This is a genomic window from Undibacterium sp. Xuan67W (assembly GCF_049340165.1).
Lineage (GTDB): Bacteria > Pseudomonadota > Gammaproteobacteria > Burkholderiales > Burkholderiaceae_D > Undibacterium.
Window position 1 is genome coordinate 1 of the sequence record NZ_JBMPPN010000039.1, and the last position, 17,771, is coordinate 17,771.

The window sequence follows — 17,771 nt, forward strand, 5'->3', positions numbered from 1 at the left end:
CTCGGCCTGCTTGAGGATGGCGATGATCTGACTGTCGGTGTAACGGGAAGGCTTCATGCAGAACTTTCAAAAATCATATTTAGAAAATTCTACTCATTTCAACGCTTGTTTGCAGGGGGGATTACCGGTTTAATTGGTTTTGACGCAAGATTGCCAGCTATGCTTATTGGCGCGTACCCAGTAAGTAGTAACGTGAATATAAAAATAGCCGTCGAATTAATTGCTTTTTTACTACTTTGCATGATTCTTCCTTAAGATAATTTAATAATATTTAACAATTTGTAGGTTGATGATGGCCAATACATGAACATTAGGCAACATATATCTTTAGTAATTATTTTAAAGCAATTATATTTGTTGCAAAATGACAACTGATAATAATTTTTTTCTTAAGGGTATGAAGCAAAGAAATGTCAAAAGAGATTGGTGCTTTTATTTATTCTGATAAGACGTGATTATGATTTGTTAGCCTTCTCCACAAAGCAATGCATAACGGCAACAAGTAGTTGTGAATATAGCTGAATCTATTTCGCAAAAAATCAGGAAATTTGAACGATTAATCTAAATTTTTTGTAAAAAAATCCCCGCCAGTGAGCTGAGCGGGGATTTTCTTTTGATGCGTTGGACGACCTCTCTGAGGATACGTCAAACGCAAAAGCTGGTGGATGGTATTAGTGAATACCGTGCATTTTTCTATGCATCCATTTATTCAGCATCATGAATACCAGGCCGGCTGTAATCGGGATGATGGTAAAAATCAGGAAGAACGTCGACAAAGAATAAGTCTCAGAAATGTGATCGATATAGCTTCCGGTAAAACCAGCGAGTTTGTTCGCGATGGCCGTATTCACATACCAGACGCCAAACATCAGGCCCAGCAAACGCGGTGGCGCCAGCTTACTGATGTAGGACAGGCCGACAGGGGAGATACACAATTCACCCATCGTATGGAACAGATAAGCCACGATCAGGAAGACCATACTTACCGACGCTGTCTTCGCGCCGGCAGGGATGCTGGCAGAACCGTAGGATAAAGCCGCAAAACCCAAGCCCAGCAAAATCAAGCCAGTACCGAATTTGACCGGACCGCTAGGGTTCCAGTATTTTTCCCAGATTTTAGAAAACATCGGCGCGAGAATCACGATAAAGAAGGAGTTCAGAACACCGAACCAGGTGGCCGGTACGCTAGATTGATCAAGAGAAAATTCACGTGACAGCATCCAGATTACCAGCGACCAGATCAAGGCCATACAGACCACTAGCAGTATGTTGGACATCAGGTATTTTTTCGCGGTACCGCCGAATAATTTCACCAGCAACCAGGACAGGATGAAGGTCGGGATGATCGTGATCAGCGTATTGATGATTTTAAAAGTCATGCCGCTGGTGCCGGCTAAAGTACGGTCGGTGTAGTCAGCCGCAAAAATCGTCATCGAACCACCGGATTGCTCAAACGCAAACCAGAAGAAGATCGTGAAGAATGAAAAGACGCAGATAGCTTTCAGGCGATCGGCAACAATATGGGGTTCGGCTTCTTCATGCACGACTTCTTCAGTTTTTTGCGATTTGGATAAACCGATCTGACCAAAAATACCTTGTGCAAAATAGAATTGCACCGCGCCCAGCATCATGAAGGCACCGGCGAGACCGAAGCCCAGTGGCCAGGAGATTTTTTCGCCAATATAACCGCACAACAAAATACCGAAGAACGCACCGGAGTTCACGCCCATGTAGAACAGTGTGTAACCACCGTCGCGGCCGCCTTCATTGTCCTTGGTGTACAACTGACCAACGATCGCCGAGATATTTGGTTTAAACAGACCGGTACCGGCAACAACCAGACCCAGGCCGGTATAAAACATGGTTGGTGTGTCAAACAGCAAACATGCGTGACCGGCAGCGATTACGAAACCACCCAAAACCACGGCTCTGCGGCTACCGAGGATACGGTCGGCGATATAGCCGCCCAGAATCGGCGTCAGATAAACCAGACCGGTGTACCAGCCATATAAGGCTGTCGCATCAGCGCGGGTCCAGCCCCAGCCGCCTTTTGCCACTTCCGTGACCAGGAACAGCACGAGCAAAGCGCGCATACCGTAGTAAGAAAACCGTTCCCACATTTCTGTGAAAAACAGGACAAACAGACTATCTGGATGCCCCAGGATAGTGTGCGCACCTGGCGTTTGAATTTTGTTCAAAGTGCTCTCCGTGATTTATTTTGGATAAAAAATTTGCGTTGTTCGCAAAGTTATTTTCATTAAAAGCTTCTAAATGATCTGAATTGAGTCAATTCGGCGCGTAGCTTAACATGCCAGTAAAAGCGGCTGAAACTAGATGTGTTGCGTCGCAACAAATACGTCGAATAAAAGACGCGAATTGTTGCGAAAGTGCAGGTAACGTGGATCATTTACCTAAACCAGATAAAGATAAACATTGCCATTTAGTTACTGCTCTGAAATAATCGTCCGCACTCTTGCTGACAATCTGGTGCTGGATTGTCATCAGCGTTACCAAAAATGCGCATTGTGGAAAGTGCTCCACATGGTTTTCTTTCACTTGTAAGGCAGATGCTGCACATGAGTTCTTTGCTCCCACGTCCTTCTTTACCTTATGTCCAGCTAGAAGAGGGGCGGGATTACTGGATATTAGACAACGCGCTGGCTGATCCCGACGCGGTCAGGGCGCGTATTCTGGCGCGCAATGACTGGCAACTGGGTTTGCCGTATGCGCAAGAGACCTGGCCGGGCAAACGCGTACATGAAGCACTGCTGCCGGATGAAATTGCGGTCATCGAAGACTGGGTGAAGGCCGCGACAGGCAAAGATAAATTGTGGGTCACCACAGCACCGGGCGGACTCAAGCTGGATCACAATGTCGCGCAAATGGTCGGCGAAACCGAAAGTGTGGCTCGCCCTCATACGGATAGCCGGATATTTTGCCGCTATGCCGCGGTTATCTATCTCAATCCCGATGCACCGGAGGACGCTGGTACCAGTGTATTTCGCTTGCGTTATCCCGACGGCACTCTGAGCGGCAATCTGTGTCCCGCGCCACACAGGAACTTGGTCGATGCCCTGAAAGTCCGGTTTTTACCGCCACAAGCCTGGAAAGAGGATTTGCGGGTTCGAAATGTGTACAACAGGCTGATCGTGTACAAAGCCAATCTGGTACACAGCGCGACCCGTTATTTTGGTCATGATGATCAGAGCAAACGCCTGACCACGGTTTTTTTCTGGATGACTGACGACTAGGCTCGCGATTTTTACCAGGTGAGGATTTACGCAAAATGACAGTTTGTTGACTATCTTACACATTGAATCCGCAGGCTGGATGCGGCTTTCCAAGGGGTTTCGTGCCAACAGGCGCACTGTGCTTGCGGACTCGTTTTGTGAATTTCTAAAAACCCTTTAATCGGTATTCCATGAAGCCGCTTACCCGTGTCTTTTCTCTGTGTCTCCATGTCTCTGTGGTGAGAGGTTCTGGTTTTTACATAAGTCCAATGCTAATGAGTCACAAAAAGACGGAACGAATCCGTGTCCTTCCGTTCCAATAAGAGCATCGCTTTATCAACAAAGACATCAACAAAGACATTAACAAAGACATTAACAAAAATATCAACAACGTATTAATAACAACATCAACAAAAAAGGACATTAAGATGAAGTGGAAAACCCTACTTGTCTCCGGCAGTCTGCTCGTGAGCATGGCTGGTCTGGCGGGCAGTGCCCAGGCGTTGAGCGCCGATCAGGTCAAAACCTTTACGCTGCCGAATGGCATGAAATTTCTGGTGCTGGAGAGTAGCACCATCCCGAACGCGAATATGTACACCTACTGGAAAGTCGGATCGCGCAATGAAGTACCGGGCATCACCGGCTTGTCGCACTTCTTTGAACACATGATGTTCAATGGCTCAAAAAAATTCGGCCCCAAACAGTTCGATCGCGTCATGGAAGCCAGTGGCGGTGCCAATAATGCCTACACCAATAATGATTTGACGGTATATCAGGACTGGTTCCCGGCGGCGGCATTACCGACAATTTTTGATCTGGAAAGCGACCGTATCGCGAACCTGTCGATTGATCCAAAAATGGTTGAGAGTGAACGCGGCGTGGTGCTATCCGAGCGCAGCACCGGCCTGGAGAATTCGAACCTGCGCGCCTTGTGGGGGGAAGTTTATTCCGCAGCTTTTACCGCACACACTTACGCGATTCCGACAATCGGTCATGAGTCTGATATCAAAGCCTGGACGCAAGACGACCTGCAACGCTATTTTAATGTCTACTACGCGCCGAATAATGCGGTTGCCGTTATCGTTGGCGACGTCAAAGTAGATGAAGTCAAACGTCTGGCAGAACAGTATTTTGCCAAAATCCCGCAGCGTGCCTTGCCTCCGGCAGTACGGACCGTCGAGCCTGAGCAAAAAGGCGAGCGTCGTGTGTTTGTCCTCAAAGAATCCGCGACCAGCGCGAATCTGATGGTGTCTTATAAGATGCCAGCGACCAATCATCCTGACTACTACGCACTCAGCGTTTTATCCAGCATCCTGACCGATGGCAAAACGTCGCGCCTGTACAAGGCACTGGTAGATACGCGCCTGGCAACCAGTGTCGGTGCCGATCATGGCAAAGCTTTTGATCCTGGCCTGTTCAATTTCTTTGCCGTCGCTGCGAACAAAGTACCGGCTGGCAAAGTTGAACAAGCGCTGCTGGCTGAGCTCGACAAGCTGATGAAAGACGGTGTCAGTGAAGACGAATTGCAAAAGGTGAAGAATCAGAAGCTCCTGAATTTTTATCGCGCACAAGAAACCATCAATGGTAAAGCCGCCCAGCTCGGTGAGTATGAAGTGTATTTCGGCGACTTCAAAAAATCCTTTGATGCACCGGATGCCTATCGCAAACTGAGTGTGGCCGATATCAAAAATGTCGCTGCAAAATATTTCAAAAAATCACAACGCACCGTCGGTGTATTAGCGGCGAGTGAGGAATAAGACAATGACTAATAAATTACTCAATATTCTGGTGCCGGGCATGACGTCCGTGATTTTGCTGAGTGCGGCGACTGTGATGACATCGGCCAATGCGGCTGATTTTCGCTTGCCGGCATTTGAAACCAGCAAACTGTCGAACGGTTTGACTGTCTATTTGATGGAACGCCATGATGTTCCCTTAATCGCGGTGCGTGCCGTAGTCAAAGCCGGCGCGGTCAGTGACGCACAGCAGAATGGTCTCGCCAACCTGACCGGAGATGCTTTGTTACTTGGCAGCGCCAGGTTTGATAAAAAAACGATCGATCAAAGTTTCGATTTTCGCGGAGCACGAATCAGCAGCGCAACCGGAGCAGAGTCAACGTCGCTGGTAGCGGATTTTGCCAAAGACGATGCCGCAGTGCTGATGCCGATTTTTGCGGATGTACTTCAGCACCCACAATTTGATGCGGAAGAATTTGGCAAACTACGTGCGCGTACGGTCGATGGTCTCAAGCAAATGAAAGAGAGTCCGCGCAACGTCACGCAGAACTATTTCCGCAGCATGTTGTTTGGCAACGGTGCCTATGCGAATGCCGGTAGCGGAACGGTGAATAGCGTCACCGCATTGCAAACCGCCGATGCACAACTATTCCATAAGAACTTCTATCGTCCTGATAATGCGGCACTCGTCGTGGTCGGTGATTTCAAGGCCACGGCAATGCGTGCGCAACTGGAAAACCTGTTTGGCAAATGGCAATCAGCAGGTACTCTGCCCAAGCCTGCCGACAATGGCAAAGTACAGGCTGACAAAGCGCGGGTCTGGCTGGTGAATAAATCCGACGCGGTCGAAACGACTTTCCTGTTCGGTGGTGCAGGGATTGCCCGTAACGATCCTGACTATGTCCCGCTGCAAGTGCTGAACACGATTCTGGGCGGTCGCTTTACCTCCTGGTTAAACGACGAATTACGCGTTAATTCTGGCCTGACTTATGGTGCAAACAGTGCGTTTTCTCCGCTATCTCAGGCCGGAACGTTTGCCGTATCGAGTTTTACGGCCACACCAAAAACCGAGGCGGCGCTGGCATTGGCCTACAAAACCTATCAGCGTCTGTGGAATAAAGGCGCTGATGCGGGCATTGATACAGCAACGCTGGATTCTGCCAAGGCCTATGTCAAAGGACAATATCCGCCACGCTTTGAAACCAACCAACAACTGTCTGGTTTGCTGAGTGAAATGTATGTTGCCAGAGTCGGTCGTGAACAGATCGACAATTTTATGCGCGACGTCGATAGTCTGACGCCAGAAAAAGCCAGACAATTAGTGGATAAGCACTTCCCTAAAGATAAGCTGCAATTATTATTAATCGGCAAGGCAGAAGCGATACGCGGTATTGCGGCGCAGTACGGCGAGGTCACTGAGCTGGATATTACGGCGAATGGTTTCGCACCGCCTGTGACAAAATAAAGGCATGTTAATGCGGCAGAATCTGACAGAGTTTTCCGCATTGACCCGTCTTGTTTCATGGTTCCGGTTGATCGGTTCGCCGGACCCAGTTTGCATCTAACCCGAATTGGATTCGAATCTAATTCGAGCCTGAGGCGAGGTTAACAAAGGCAACGGCGGCAGCTCGCTGCCGTCTTTTCTTTTTCGAGGCATGATCATGATGGTTCCCACACCGATTCAATTATTTTTACCGCTGCTGACAGGCCTTAGTCTGGTGTTGTCTGCCTCAGCAAGCGCCGCCGAAAGTCCTGCCGTGAATACTACTTATCAGTTACCTGCCGCCGAATTACAAGCCGTAGTTGACGCGCCGCGTGGCCCGTCATTCCAGATGGGGCCGCAACGTAAAGTCGCCTTGCTGGTGAGCTTGCCTGGCTTGCCCGGGATTGCCGATGTTGCGCAGCCGGAGCTAAAGCTGGCAGGTTTGCGCATTAACAGCAAACTCCGCGCCGCCAGCCGTTTCGAGTTTGGTGACGGCATGTCCTTGCTGGATGTGGCTTCCGGCAAGATACGCACTATCACCGGGCTGCCTGCCAATCCGCGTATCGCCGATACTGCCTGGTCGGCAGACGAGCGCTGGATTGCGTTTAGTCGCTGGAGCGACACGGGTGTTGAGTTATGGTTGCTGGATGTAGACAAGGCCAGTGCGCATCGCCTGATCAAAGAGCCTTTGAATGCCGTCGCGGGAGCCGGATTTAGCTGGCTGAACGGCCTTAGCCGTGCTGATAAAGCAGAAGCGCCACAAAAATTACTGGTGCGTCTGGATCCGTTGAAGCAGGCTGCTGCCCCCGTCGCGCCCATCGCACCGGCTGGTCCGAATACGCAAGAAAGTCTGGGTGGCAAAGTCACGCAAAACCGTACCTATCCCGACATGCTGAAATCACCCGCTGACGCTGATCTGCTGGACTGGCAATTGCAAAGCCAGCTTGCCGTCGTCACGACTAAAGGCGAGGTGCAACGTATCGGTCAGGTCACGGTTTTGCTAGCGGCGCAATCTTCTCCGGACGGTAAATATATTCTGGCGACACAGCTGCGCCGTCCGTATTCCAACATGCTGCCGATTTCGCGTTTTCCGCAATTGGTTGAGATGTGGGATATGCAGGGGAAAAAACTGAAAACTATGACCGAGCGTCCATTACGTGATCGCCTGCCGCCGGGCAATGATGCGGTGCAGACCGGTCCGCGTAATTACGGCTGGCGCAGTGATCAGCCTGCTACCTTGTATTGGGCCGAGGCACAGGATGGTGGTGATCCGAATGTCGAGGCGACAATCCGCGACAGTCTGTTTCAGCAAGCCGCCCCGTTCGAGGCAGCACCACAAAAATTACAAGATCTGGCAACACGTTTCGCGGATGTGGACTGGGGTCGGGATGATCTCGCTCTGGTGACAGAATTCTGGTGGAAGACCCGCGACCTCAAGACCTGGCGGATTTCGCCCGGATCGTCAGCACAGCAGGCACAGTCCACGCCGCCCGAGCTACTGTTTTCGCATAAATCTGAGGACCGTTACGCCGATCCCGGCAGTCCGTCCAAGCGTATCAATGAGTTTGGTCGTGCCGTGCTGCGTACGGCGGCGGATGGTCATAGCCTGTTCCTGATCGGTGCCGGTGCCAGTCCTGAGGGCGATCGTCCTTTCCTCGATAGCTTTGATATGAAGACCAGACAAAGCACGCGTCTGTGGCGCTCTGCCGCACCGTATTATGAGCATGTATTGACGGTATTGGATGATGCCGGCAAGCAGGTTATCACCAGCCGTGAAACTAGCGATGAGCGGCCTAATTTTTACTTGCGCGATCTGACGGGTCATGCCGAGCTGCGCGCATTGACGCAGTTTCCGCATCCGACGCCGCAATTTAAAGGAGTGCAAAAACAGCAGATCAATTACACCCGCGCTGATGGCGTTGCTCTGTCGGCGACCTTGTATCTGCCACCTGGCTACGATCCCAAACGTGACGGCCCAAGACCCATGCTGATGTGGGCTTATCCGGAAGAGTTTAAATCTGCCGCAGCAGCAGGACAGGTCAAAGATTCGCCTTATAAATTTAACCGTATCAGTTACTGGGGGCCGCAAATTATGCTGGCGCGCGGTTACACGGTACTCGATCATCCGGCAATGCCGATCGTCGGGGAAGGTAAACAAGAACCGAATGACACTTACCTGCCACAACTGAAAATGGACGCCGAGGCTGCCGTCAACGAGGTCGTGCGTCTGGGTGTGGCGGACCGTAACAAGATCGCAATCGGCGGTCACAGCTACGGTGCGTTTATGACCGCGAATCTGCTGGCGCATACGCGCTTGTTCCGCGCCGGAATTGCCCGCTCAGGTGCCTACAACCGCAGCCTGACGCCCTTTGGTTTTCAATCGGAGGACAGGAATTTCTGGGAAGCGAAAAACGTGTATCAGGCCATGGCACCATTCAATTTTGCGAATCAGATCAAGGATCCGATTTTGTTTATCCATGGCGAGCAGGATAACAATTCCGGCACCTTCCCTATCCAGAGCGAGCGCATGTATCAGGCTCTGCAAGGTCTGGGAGCGGTCACCAAGCTGGTCATGCTGCCAAACGAGAGCCACGCTTACCGCGCGCGTGAATCTATTTTGCAGATGCTGTGGGAGCAGGATCGCTGGCTGGACAAACATGTTAAAAATGCCCCGCCGCCAGTTGAGACAACAAAATAAGTAACAAACCAAGTCCCAAACCGGGGCTGAAGCAGCGCTCCGGTGCCCTGTCACTAGCTCAGCTTGCTACTATAAGAATGCTGAATAGCGATAAATTGGGGGAGTATGTTGATACCATCTTTAATTCCGCACTGTTTATATGCGGAATAGCTGTGTTGTTAAGCATACTCTTCTCTAGTATAGGTAATCGCTATGTGCCTGGTACAAATTGGCACAAGTCGATGCTTTTGATTTAAGATGTTTCTGACACCACAAATCCTATCTGCCATGTTAAAAGCGGTCATCCTAGATAATCAAGCGGTCGCACGTAATTTGCTGAGTTCGGTATTGACCAACGGCGGTCATGAAGTGATCGGGGACGGCAACATCAGCCCCGCATCCCTCGCACGCGTGGTCAAGCTCAGGCCTCAAGTGATTTGTGTCGATATCGGCGAAACTGATCAGGACGGATTAAACGTGCTCGATACCATCCGCGCCGAGATACCCAAGGCTCTGGTTTTTCTGGTCTCGGCAAAGATTGATGCACAAACGCTGGAGGCCGCCAAGCAACGCGGTGTACAGGGTTTTATCGTGAAACCGTTTAATTCAGTCGCTGTTCTGACCTCGATCCGCAATACCATCATCCGCCTCGCCAAGCAGCAAAGTACCAAGCCCGCTGGCGAACCAGCCGCCGCAGCGGATAAGCTCGACAAGCTGGATGAACGTCCCACCGCAGAATAAGTCCTCTGCTTCCGTCCCGACTTAATGCGGGTTCATCTTGCCAGAACAGATTTCATCGCATTCTTCCACCAGCTTCTTTCATTGCCTTACATTGGCAGCATCAACGTAAGGAATAGCCATGACATCAATTTCGCCCAATACGGATACTGAACGCCGCTTGCAAGACCAGCCCTTGCCCTCAGAAGTCTCGCTGCAAAGCGATACCTGGCTAACCCGTGCGCGTAACTATCCTGTGTTTTCCCGCACCTGGTATCGATACCGGTCGCTGGCATGGTTTGGCGTACTTGGACCATCACTGGTAGTGATCACCGGCATTGCGTGGATGTTGAGTTCCGATATGCAAAAGTTTTTGGCAGTCGCCATTCCGACGACCTTGGGTTTTACGGCTTTACATTTGCTTGGTACTGCTGGCGCGGTATGGGTCAGGCAAAAAGCCTATGCAGAAACCAAAGAAGCCATCCTGCTAATCAGTACCTTGCTGCTTGGCGCTGCAGTTAGCTACGGCATGTTTGACGGTACACGTTATCTTGCTAAATATATTCCTCATGGCGACAGTAATGTCACTATTAGTATCGGGGCATCGTCTGGCTCCAGTAGTAAATCGAAAAATGCAGGCAATAAGCTGAATACAGCATCAGCATCAGCATCAGCGAACAGCAGCCCAGCCGCGTCTTTAGACAGCAAAGCCGAAGCAGAAGCAGAAGACAAAGAAGAAGACCCCGCAGATGCCGGTGTGATGGTCGGTAAGTTCGTGAGTTTTGTCCTGATGGCGAGCGTCTTGATCTATGCCGGTGGCGGCGTCGACTTCTGGCTATTTTTTCGTCAGCGTAAACGTCTGCTAGAGGCCTTACAGTTGCAAGAGCTACAGCTAGAGCAAAGTGCCAGGCGCGAGGCGGAATTACGTTTATCGGTATTGGTCGCTCAGGTCGAGCCGCATTTTTTATTCAATACGCTGGCGGGCGTACGCTCGGCGATTCTGACCGAGCCTGCCCGTGCAACGGCGATTGTGGATCATCTGGTCGATTACCTGCGTGCCACGATTCCGCAGATGCGCAGCGACGGCAGCTCTGAGCAGGCGCGACTAGCACAGCAGCTTGAGGCGGTGCGGGCTTATCTGGCGTTGATGCAAGCCAGGATTCCACGTCTGAGTTTTAGTGTCGAGTCCGATGTGAGCGATGCCGCCTTGCCGCCGCTCATGTTGATTTCGCTGGTCGAGAACGCGATCAAACATGGTATAGAACCGAAGATCGGCCCAGCCCATATCGCCGTCACGGCCCGCAGCATTGTGCAGCAAGGCGAAGCGATGCTGGAACTAGTTGTCGCCGACGACGGTGTCGGTTTTGGCGGTTCGACCTCGGGCAGCGGTATAGGTCTTGCCAATATCCACGAGAGACTGAGCGCGATGTACGGCAAGCGTGCTGAACTGGTACTGAAAGCACGTCCCGACGGCGGTGTCGCTGCGATCATTCGCTTACCTCTGACTCACTAAATAAGGACAGGTTATGACCACCGCTATCATTGCTGACGACGAAGATCTTCCGCGTAAAGAGCTGCGCCGTATGCTGGCCGAGATCTGGCCAGAGCTGGTGATTCTGGCTGAATGTGAGCACGGTGCTGACGCGCTGGAGGCGATTCATCAACATGCACCGGATATCGCGTTTCTCGATATCCGTATGCCAGGCATGTCGGGCCTCGATGTCGCCCACGCCATCAAAGGACGCTGCCATGCGGTATTTACCACGGCGTATGACAGTCATGCGCTGGACGCTTTTGCCGCCGGTGCTGTCGATTACTTGTTAAAACCTGTTTCTGCCTCGCGCTTGAAAGAGGCCGTGGCCCGTCTGAAAGAACGCTTTGCCAGCAAACAGGTTGCCCCCGATGTCAGCCAGCTCATGCTGGAATTGGACAAGCGTCTGCGTGCCCCCGCAGCGGAACGGATACGCTGGATCAGCGCCAGTGTCGGCGATACGATCAAGATGTTTCCGGTAGAGAAAATTCTATTCTTCAGTTCGGACGAAAAATACACACGCGTTGTCAGCACCGATGATGAAGCCCATGTACGTAAGCCTTTGAAAGAAATTGTCGACGGCCTTGACCCGGAATCGTTCTGGCAAATCCATCGCAGCATCGTTGTGCGTGCAGATGCGATCGCCAAGGCGCATCGGGATGAAATGGGTAAATACACTGTTGAATTACGCGGTTGCAGCGAAAGACTCAAAGTCAGTCAGGCCTATGCATGGCGCTTCAAGCCTATGTAAATTGGTGTCACACCTAACCCTGGGTTTTCTCATAGACGGCATAATCTCCATTAACATTCCGGTTACCTTTTTACTTAGAAACTAACTCACATGACCATACTCACCACGCAACGATTACGCCTGGAACCGATGACAGATGCGCATGCCGATGGGTTGTTTGCGATGAATAGTGATCCTGAGGTGATGCGCTATATCACCGGTAAAGCAGATACCCGTGATGACACACTCGCCATGATAGAGCGCGTCAAAGCACGCTGGCTAGAGTTCGGATTTTCTTGGTGGAGCTTTGTCGAACTGGAGACCGAGCAGATTATTGGCGCCGGCTGCATCCAGTATCTCGGCAGAGATCCGGCCAATCCTCTGGAGATCGGCTGGCGCCTGCGTCAGGATAAATGGGGTCAAGGCTTCGCATCAGAAGCAGCGCAGGTCATGGCAAGCTTTGCATTCGATACCCTCAAAGGCGACTTGCTCTGCGCTGTCTGCCATCAGGATAACAAGGGATCTGCCCATGTCATGAAAAAACTAGGTATGCAGTATCGCGGTATCGAACGATGGTATGAGATGGACACGGCGGTGTACGACATGACGCGTGCTGCCTGGGCGGCGCGTTAAGAGGCTCTTACAGCCCGGCAGACTTAAGCGCAGACTTGACGCAAAGATGCAGTTTTGACCGGTATCAGATCATCAGACTCCCAGATCAGTGCTGATGATGTAGCGGCAGTCCTGGCATCACTTTGCGATACCAGGCTTCAAAATCATGGACTGATAAGGCTGGTGAATATAGATAGCCTTGTAGTTCGTCACATCCCAGGGCCTTGAGTTGGGTACGTTGCTCTTCCGTTTCTACTCCTTCAGCGATGACTCTGAGCTTGAGCGCATGCGCCAGGCTGATAATTGCCGTGACGATGGCGACGTCGCTCTCGTCGTCTGGCAGATGCATGACAAACGAACGGTCAATTTTGAGCTTGCTGATAGGGAAGCGCTTCAGATAACTGAGGCTGGAATAGCCGGTGCCAAAATCGTCAATCGCGAGTTTGATGCCCAGTACGGAAAGCGATTCTAGTTTAATGATCGCTTCTTCTACATCACGGATCAGTATCGATTCGGTCAATTCTAATTCCAGGCAATCGGGCGTCAGGCCTGCGTCGGCGAGCGCTTTGGCGACGTTGTCTACAAAGTCGCTTTGCTGGAATTGCAGCGCCGATACGTTGACCGAGATGCGAAGTTTTCTATCCAGATTCCACAGGGCTGCCTGACGGATGGCTGTGTGCATGACCCAGTTACCGATGGCGACAATCACACCTGTTTCTTCAGCGATGGGGATAAATTGTGCCGGACTGACTTCGCCCAGATCTTTGTCGTGCCAGCGTATCAGTGCCTCGGCGCCGAATACTTCACCGTTATCAATATTCACCAGTGGCTGATAATGTAGGCGGAAACCGTCATGCTCAAGCGCCTGACGCATTGCATGATCGAGCTTCATGCGGGATAGCAGACCGACATTCATCTGGCGCTGATAAAAGCGAAAATCCGAGCGACCCCTTTCTTTAACGTGATACATCGCGCTGTCGGCGTTTTTGATCAGGTCGTCCATGTTATTGCCGTCTGCCGGATACAGCGCAACTCCGATACTGCAACTGACCGAGAAGCTCATGCCATCCAGAGTGAATGGTGCATTCAGTTCTTCCAGCACACGTCGTGCGCAAATTTCGGCACCGTGGGCATCTGCCTGATGCAAGAGCAAGACAAACTCGTCGCCGCCCAGGCGTGACGCTGTATCCGCCTGACGGATACATTTTTTTAGCCGTTCGGTTACATCAATCAGTACCCGGTCGCCGAATGGATGGCCGAGCGAATCATTGATTTGCTTGAAGTGATCAAGGTCGAGGAATAACAGCGCAAAGCTACCGTTATTGCGGCTTGCTGCTGTGATCGATTGCTTGATACGTTCGGCGAGTAACAGGCGGTTGGGTAGGCCCGTCAGGACATCGGAAAATGCGAGCTCTTCGATTTTTTGTTTTGCGGTATGGGTCTCGGTCCGGTCTTTGAAGAAACCGATGTAATGCATGGTATTGCCAGTTTCGTCCTGCACTCTGACCAGAGAAATCATACAAAGATAGGCGTGCCCGTTTTTGCGCCGGTTCCAGAGCTCGCCCTCCCAAAAACCCTTGGTTTCCAGATCTTCTAGTAGCTGTTTTACCAGCACCGTATTGCTCTCTTCGGAAAAGAAATCACTCGGCGATTTGCCGATCATTTCTTGTTCCGTGTAGCTGGTCAGTTGCTCAAAACTAGGATTAGTGGTGATAATTTTTTGTTCTGCATCGGTGATGAAGATTGCATCCGTACTTGATTCAAATACCTTGGCGGCGAGCTGTAAGCGCGCTTCATCGGCAAGCCGCTGCGTGATATCGCGGTAGGAATACACTCTGCCGATGGCACGGCCACGCGCGTATTGCGGCAAGGTCACACGCTCCAGGATTTTGCCTGAACGCAGTACCAGCACATCAGTTGCCTCCATCAGCGGCGAGCGGTTGATGGCACCGAGACGCTCACTGTAATGGCTGGCGTCAACCATGCATTTATCCATCCACGCATAGATCGCCTGATCGTCTCTCTGGGTCAGCAACTCGTCGGGCAGCGTCCATAATTTTGCAAACAGGTGATTGTAGCTACGGATGCCTCCTTCGAGATCCGTGACCAGAATCCCATCGGCGGTCGATTCCAGTGTTGCGCGTAGTTCAGCGATCAGTTTTTCAAGTTCATTTTCAACATGGCGCTGGTTGGTGTGATCGCGGATTGCGACTACATACATATTGCTATCCATGCCGGTGCGTACCAGCGTGACCCGACGCTCGACCTGAATCGTGCCGCCATCGGCGCGTTGTAATACGGTTTCAGAAAAAATATTGTCCGACAGACCTGCTGCCGCGTCCTCCCAGAAAAATACATCTTCGGGAGCCGCTGCGAGGTCGATGACGGCTTTACCGATCAGCGTACCGCCCGGTACTTGCAACAGGTGGTGCGCGGAGCGATTCGCCGCCAGCACCAGCAACTCGATAGGGTCGACCAGTAACACGGCTTCCAGCATGCCTTCGATCAACGCCTGCCATTGCTGGTTTTTCATGTGCTAGCTTCCACAGCTTCGATCTCCCGGCCGCGCTCAAAAAAGTAGCACAAACGCTTACGCGGCGACAAATAATCGTAAGCGGCTTTGGGTAACTGCAAGGGTTTCAGGCTGCGATGGATGCCGAGACTTTGTTCGTATTCGAGATTGATCACCAGGGCATCGTCACGAGGGATTTCGGGATTGTGGATCACGACACGTGGCTTGATTGGACGTGAAGAATTCACCGATACCACCAGTGCATATCGTTCATCGGTCAATTGCACCACGGAACCCGGCGGGTAAATGCCCATCATGCGGATAAACGCTGTCATGGTCGGCGCATGGAATTGCGATTTATGCTGAGTGAATAATTGCGACAAAGCCTCATGTGGCGTAATCGCCAGCGCCGGATTACCGGGATTACACAAGTTATCGTATTGATTGACCAGCGACACGATCTTGGCAAGCGGCGACATTTTATCCGCCAGAATCCGAGTCGGATAACCCGAGCCATCGATATGTTCATGATGCTGCGCGACCAGCAGCGTTGCATTTGCGGAGAGTGCCAGTTTGCGCGCCAGATTAACGCCATGCATGACATGGCTCTGATACAACTGACGCTCCGCATGGCTGAAATGATCTTCGGGCCAGCGCAGACGATCTGGTAATTCCATCTTGCCGATATCATGCAGCAAAGCACCGATGCCCAGTTCCAGCATATCGACTTTGCTCAGCTCCATCGCCTTACCTAAGAGCAGCGAAATAATTGTCACATTGATCGAATGCAATGAGGTGCGTTCACCGGCTTTTTCGGATAGCAAGCGAATCGCCGCTTCATCCTCGCCCAGCATGCCAGCCAAAAAGCCTTGTATCAGATTCTCGGTTTGTTCTCTGGCGACTTGTGGCTGTGCATGCACAATCTCGGTCACATGCTTGAAGGTCTGGGATGCCTGGCTGAATTGACGCTCGCACACCAGCAGACTAGCTTGCTGATCGGCCAACATCTCACGCCGCTTGCGCGCCTCAATGGCTTTTGGTGATTCTGCGGGGGGCGTGCTGGCTGCGCCAGTCGCTACACAGCTCGTGACGGCGTCAGGGTCCGGCGAGCTTTTATCCGGTGCATAACGTATGCGCTCCAGACCTAACGAACGTATCGTCGTAATCTGATCCTGATTACGAATTTCGAAGCTATTCACCGGAAAAGGGTGATCCATCCAACCCATGTCGAGATAAACAAACATCCCGATCCGGAGCTGCGAAACATCGATAAATTGTGTGTGAATATCAGTCATAGAGCTCGTCGCAGAATACCTAGATTCAAGAGCTGTTTTGTACAAGTTGTACTATTAACACGACACTTCTGAAAAATCCATCTTTTTCAACATGTCGACCCGGAAATAGTGAGAAACAAACAATACGCTAAACGAAGAACCACAATCATGCTGCAGGGGCCGCAATATCGGCATGTCATTTCATATGTAAATCGAACCCGCAAGCCTGATGTGGGCTGTGGCGTGATTTCAGTCTGCAGGCCGCATACAGACTACGGGATCAGTTTTGGGAACTTCTAAAAACCTCCAAATTAAAAAATCACATCATCACACCAAGAGGACTGATGCCAACACCAAGACCTCCCGCCACCGAGACACGGAGACCTAGAGAAAAGACAGGCGTAGTACGAGTAAGTGGTTAAATAAAATAGGGTTTAAAGAGGTTGTAGAAGTTCTCTTTTAACTGTCTCTCGGAACCTGATAAGCAGAGATGTCGCGCTATCTGTCATCTCGTTCTGAAACATACAGATACGAGCCATCATCCCATTTATTCATGCCGGATATGTGACAGGCGGTCAGTCATGACATGCTCGCATAATTTAAACAGTACATAAAAAGCCATCGCCCCCAGCGCACTCACACATAGCTCCAGAAACTGCTGCAACCCGCCATCCATCAGTCCTGACCAGCCATTGCTCACGATATAGCTGGCATTCAGTGTCAGCACACGCACCAGATCCAGCGTCAATATGCCAAATAGTAAAAAACTGATGGTCATCAACATGAAGGTGAGCAGGATATGACGGCTTAAGCGGCGATACAGTTTGCTACGGGTGCTCATGGAAGTCTCCTGATGGGCTTAGGTGTTGTTGTGTAGATGCTGGGAGGATTGTTGAATTGTAGCGCTTAGAATTGCCAGCGTTGGAGATAATGTCCGAGAGCTTGCATACGTTCTAGTCTGCATGGTTTGCGCTTCTTGCTGACAAGCCGGGAGTGGCCCAGCGGCCACTTAAGGGAGAGGAACCGAATGTGGCCGATGATCTGAAGCCTAAGGAATGCAGTCAGAACAGTGTTGGATTGCCCCCGCTCCTGCGTACCGCTTTGAGTAAAGGAAAATGGTGAGCTTATTGAGCGCTAGCAATCGGTGCGCATGGCGCACCCTTGTATCATAAGGATTCATTCAATAGATGAAAATTGAATGCTTACAAAAGCAACTATTCGCTGAGTAAAAGTTATTTGGAATAGATACGGGATGCCGTGCGCACCCTG

Annotated in this window: 13 protein-coding genes; 9 read left to right on the forward strand and 4 right to left on the reverse strand. The window is 51.1% G+C overall.

What is annotated here, in order from left to right:
* A partial coding sequence (locus ACO0LE_RS19815; protein ID WP_422962051.1) for a hypothetical protein occupies positions 1 to 255 on the forward strand: 255 nt, incomplete at its 5' end.
* A gap of 416 nt (positions 256 to 671) precedes the next feature.
* On the opposite strand, the gene ACO0LE_RS19820 is transcribed toward ACO0LE_RS19815, so the two are convergent.
* On the reverse strand, positions 672 to 2,198 hold the full coding sequence (locus tag ACO0LE_RS19820; protein WP_422962052.1) for a peptide MFS transporter: 1,527 nt from the start codon (positions 2,196 to 2,198) through the stop codon (positions 672 to 674).
* Between the two features lie 378 nt (positions 2,199 to 2,576).
* Between ACO0LE_RS19820 and ACO0LE_RS19825 the strand changes: the two genes are divergently transcribed.
* The 8 genes from ACO0LE_RS19825 (at position 2,577) to ACO0LE_RS19860 (ending at position 12,737) form a co-directional block, all read left to right on the forward strand.
* On the forward strand, positions 2,577 to 3,251 hold the full coding sequence (locus ACO0LE_RS19825) for a DUF6445 family protein (protein WP_422955351.1): 675 nt from the start codon (positions 2,577 to 2,579) through the stop codon (positions 3,249 to 3,251).
* A 407-nt stretch (positions 3,252 to 3,658) separates the two neighbouring features.
* Positions 3,659 to 4,987, forward strand: a complete 1,329-nt coding sequence (locus ACO0LE_RS19830) for a M16 family metallopeptidase (RefSeq protein ID WP_422962053.1) — start codon at positions 3,659 to 3,661, stop codon at positions 4,985 to 4,987.
* Between the two features lie 4 nt (positions 4,988 to 4,991).
* Positions 4,992 to 6,431, forward strand: a complete 1,440-nt coding sequence (locus tag ACO0LE_RS19835; RefSeq protein WP_422962054.1) for a M16 family metallopeptidase — start codon at positions 4,992 to 4,994, stop codon at positions 6,429 to 6,431.
* A gap of 196 nt (positions 6,432 to 6,627) precedes the next feature.
* Complete coding sequence (locus ACO0LE_RS19840) at positions 6,628 to 9,147, forward strand: prolyl oligopeptidase family serine peptidase (protein WP_422962055.1); 2,520 nt, start codon at positions 6,628 to 6,630, stop codon at positions 9,145 to 9,147.
* A 267-nt stretch (positions 9,148 to 9,414) separates the two neighbouring features.
* Positions 9,415 to 9,867 carry an ANTAR domain-containing response regulator gene (locus ACO0LE_RS19845; RefSeq protein ID WP_422962056.1) on the forward strand — a complete coding sequence of 151 codons (453 nt, stop codon included), beginning with the start codon at positions 9,415 to 9,417 and terminating at the stop codon, positions 9,865 to 9,867.
* 118 nt (positions 9,868 to 9,985) lie between these two features.
* Positions 9,986 to 11,356, forward strand: coding sequence for a sensor histidine kinase (locus ACO0LE_RS19850; RefSeq protein WP_422962057.1), 1,371 nt, complete (start codon positions 9,986 to 9,988; stop codon positions 11,354 to 11,356).
* A gap of 13 nt (positions 11,357 to 11,369) precedes the next feature.
* On the forward strand, positions 11,370 to 12,125 hold the full coding sequence (locus tag ACO0LE_RS19855) for a LytR/AlgR family response regulator transcription factor (protein WP_422962058.1): 756 nt from the start codon (positions 11,370 to 11,372) through the stop codon (positions 12,123 to 12,125).
* Between the two features lie 90 nt (positions 12,126 to 12,215).
* On the forward strand, positions 12,216 to 12,737 hold the full coding sequence (locus ACO0LE_RS19860; RefSeq protein WP_422962059.1) for a GNAT family N-acetyltransferase: 522 nt from the start codon (positions 12,216 to 12,218) through the stop codon (positions 12,735 to 12,737).
* Positions 12,738 to 12,822: 85 nt separating this feature from the next.
* Here the strand turns inward: ACO0LE_RS19860 and ACO0LE_RS19865 are convergent, their stop codons facing one another.
* From ACO0LE_RS19865 to ACO0LE_RS19875, 3 genes are all read right to left on the reverse strand, one after another.
* Positions 12,823 to 15,249 (reverse strand): sensor domain-containing protein, encoded by a 2,427-nt coding sequence (locus tag ACO0LE_RS19865; protein ID WP_422962060.1) that lies wholly within the window; start codon positions 15,247 to 15,249, stop codon positions 12,823 to 12,825.
* Positions 15,246 to 16,523: an HD-GYP domain-containing protein gene (locus tag ACO0LE_RS19870; RefSeq protein WP_422962061.1), complete on the reverse strand. Its 1,278-nt coding sequence runs from the start codon at positions 16,521 to 16,523 to the stop codon at positions 15,246 to 15,248. The genes ACO0LE_RS19865 and ACO0LE_RS19870 overlap by 4 nt, the downstream gene beginning before the upstream one ends.
* Positions 16,524 to 17,049: 526 nt before the next feature.
* Positions 17,050 to 17,343, reverse strand: coding sequence for a hypothetical protein (locus ACO0LE_RS19875; protein ID WP_422962062.1), 294 nt, complete (start codon positions 17,341 to 17,343; stop codon positions 17,050 to 17,052).
* Positions 17,344 to 17,771: the final 428 nt, after the last annotated feature.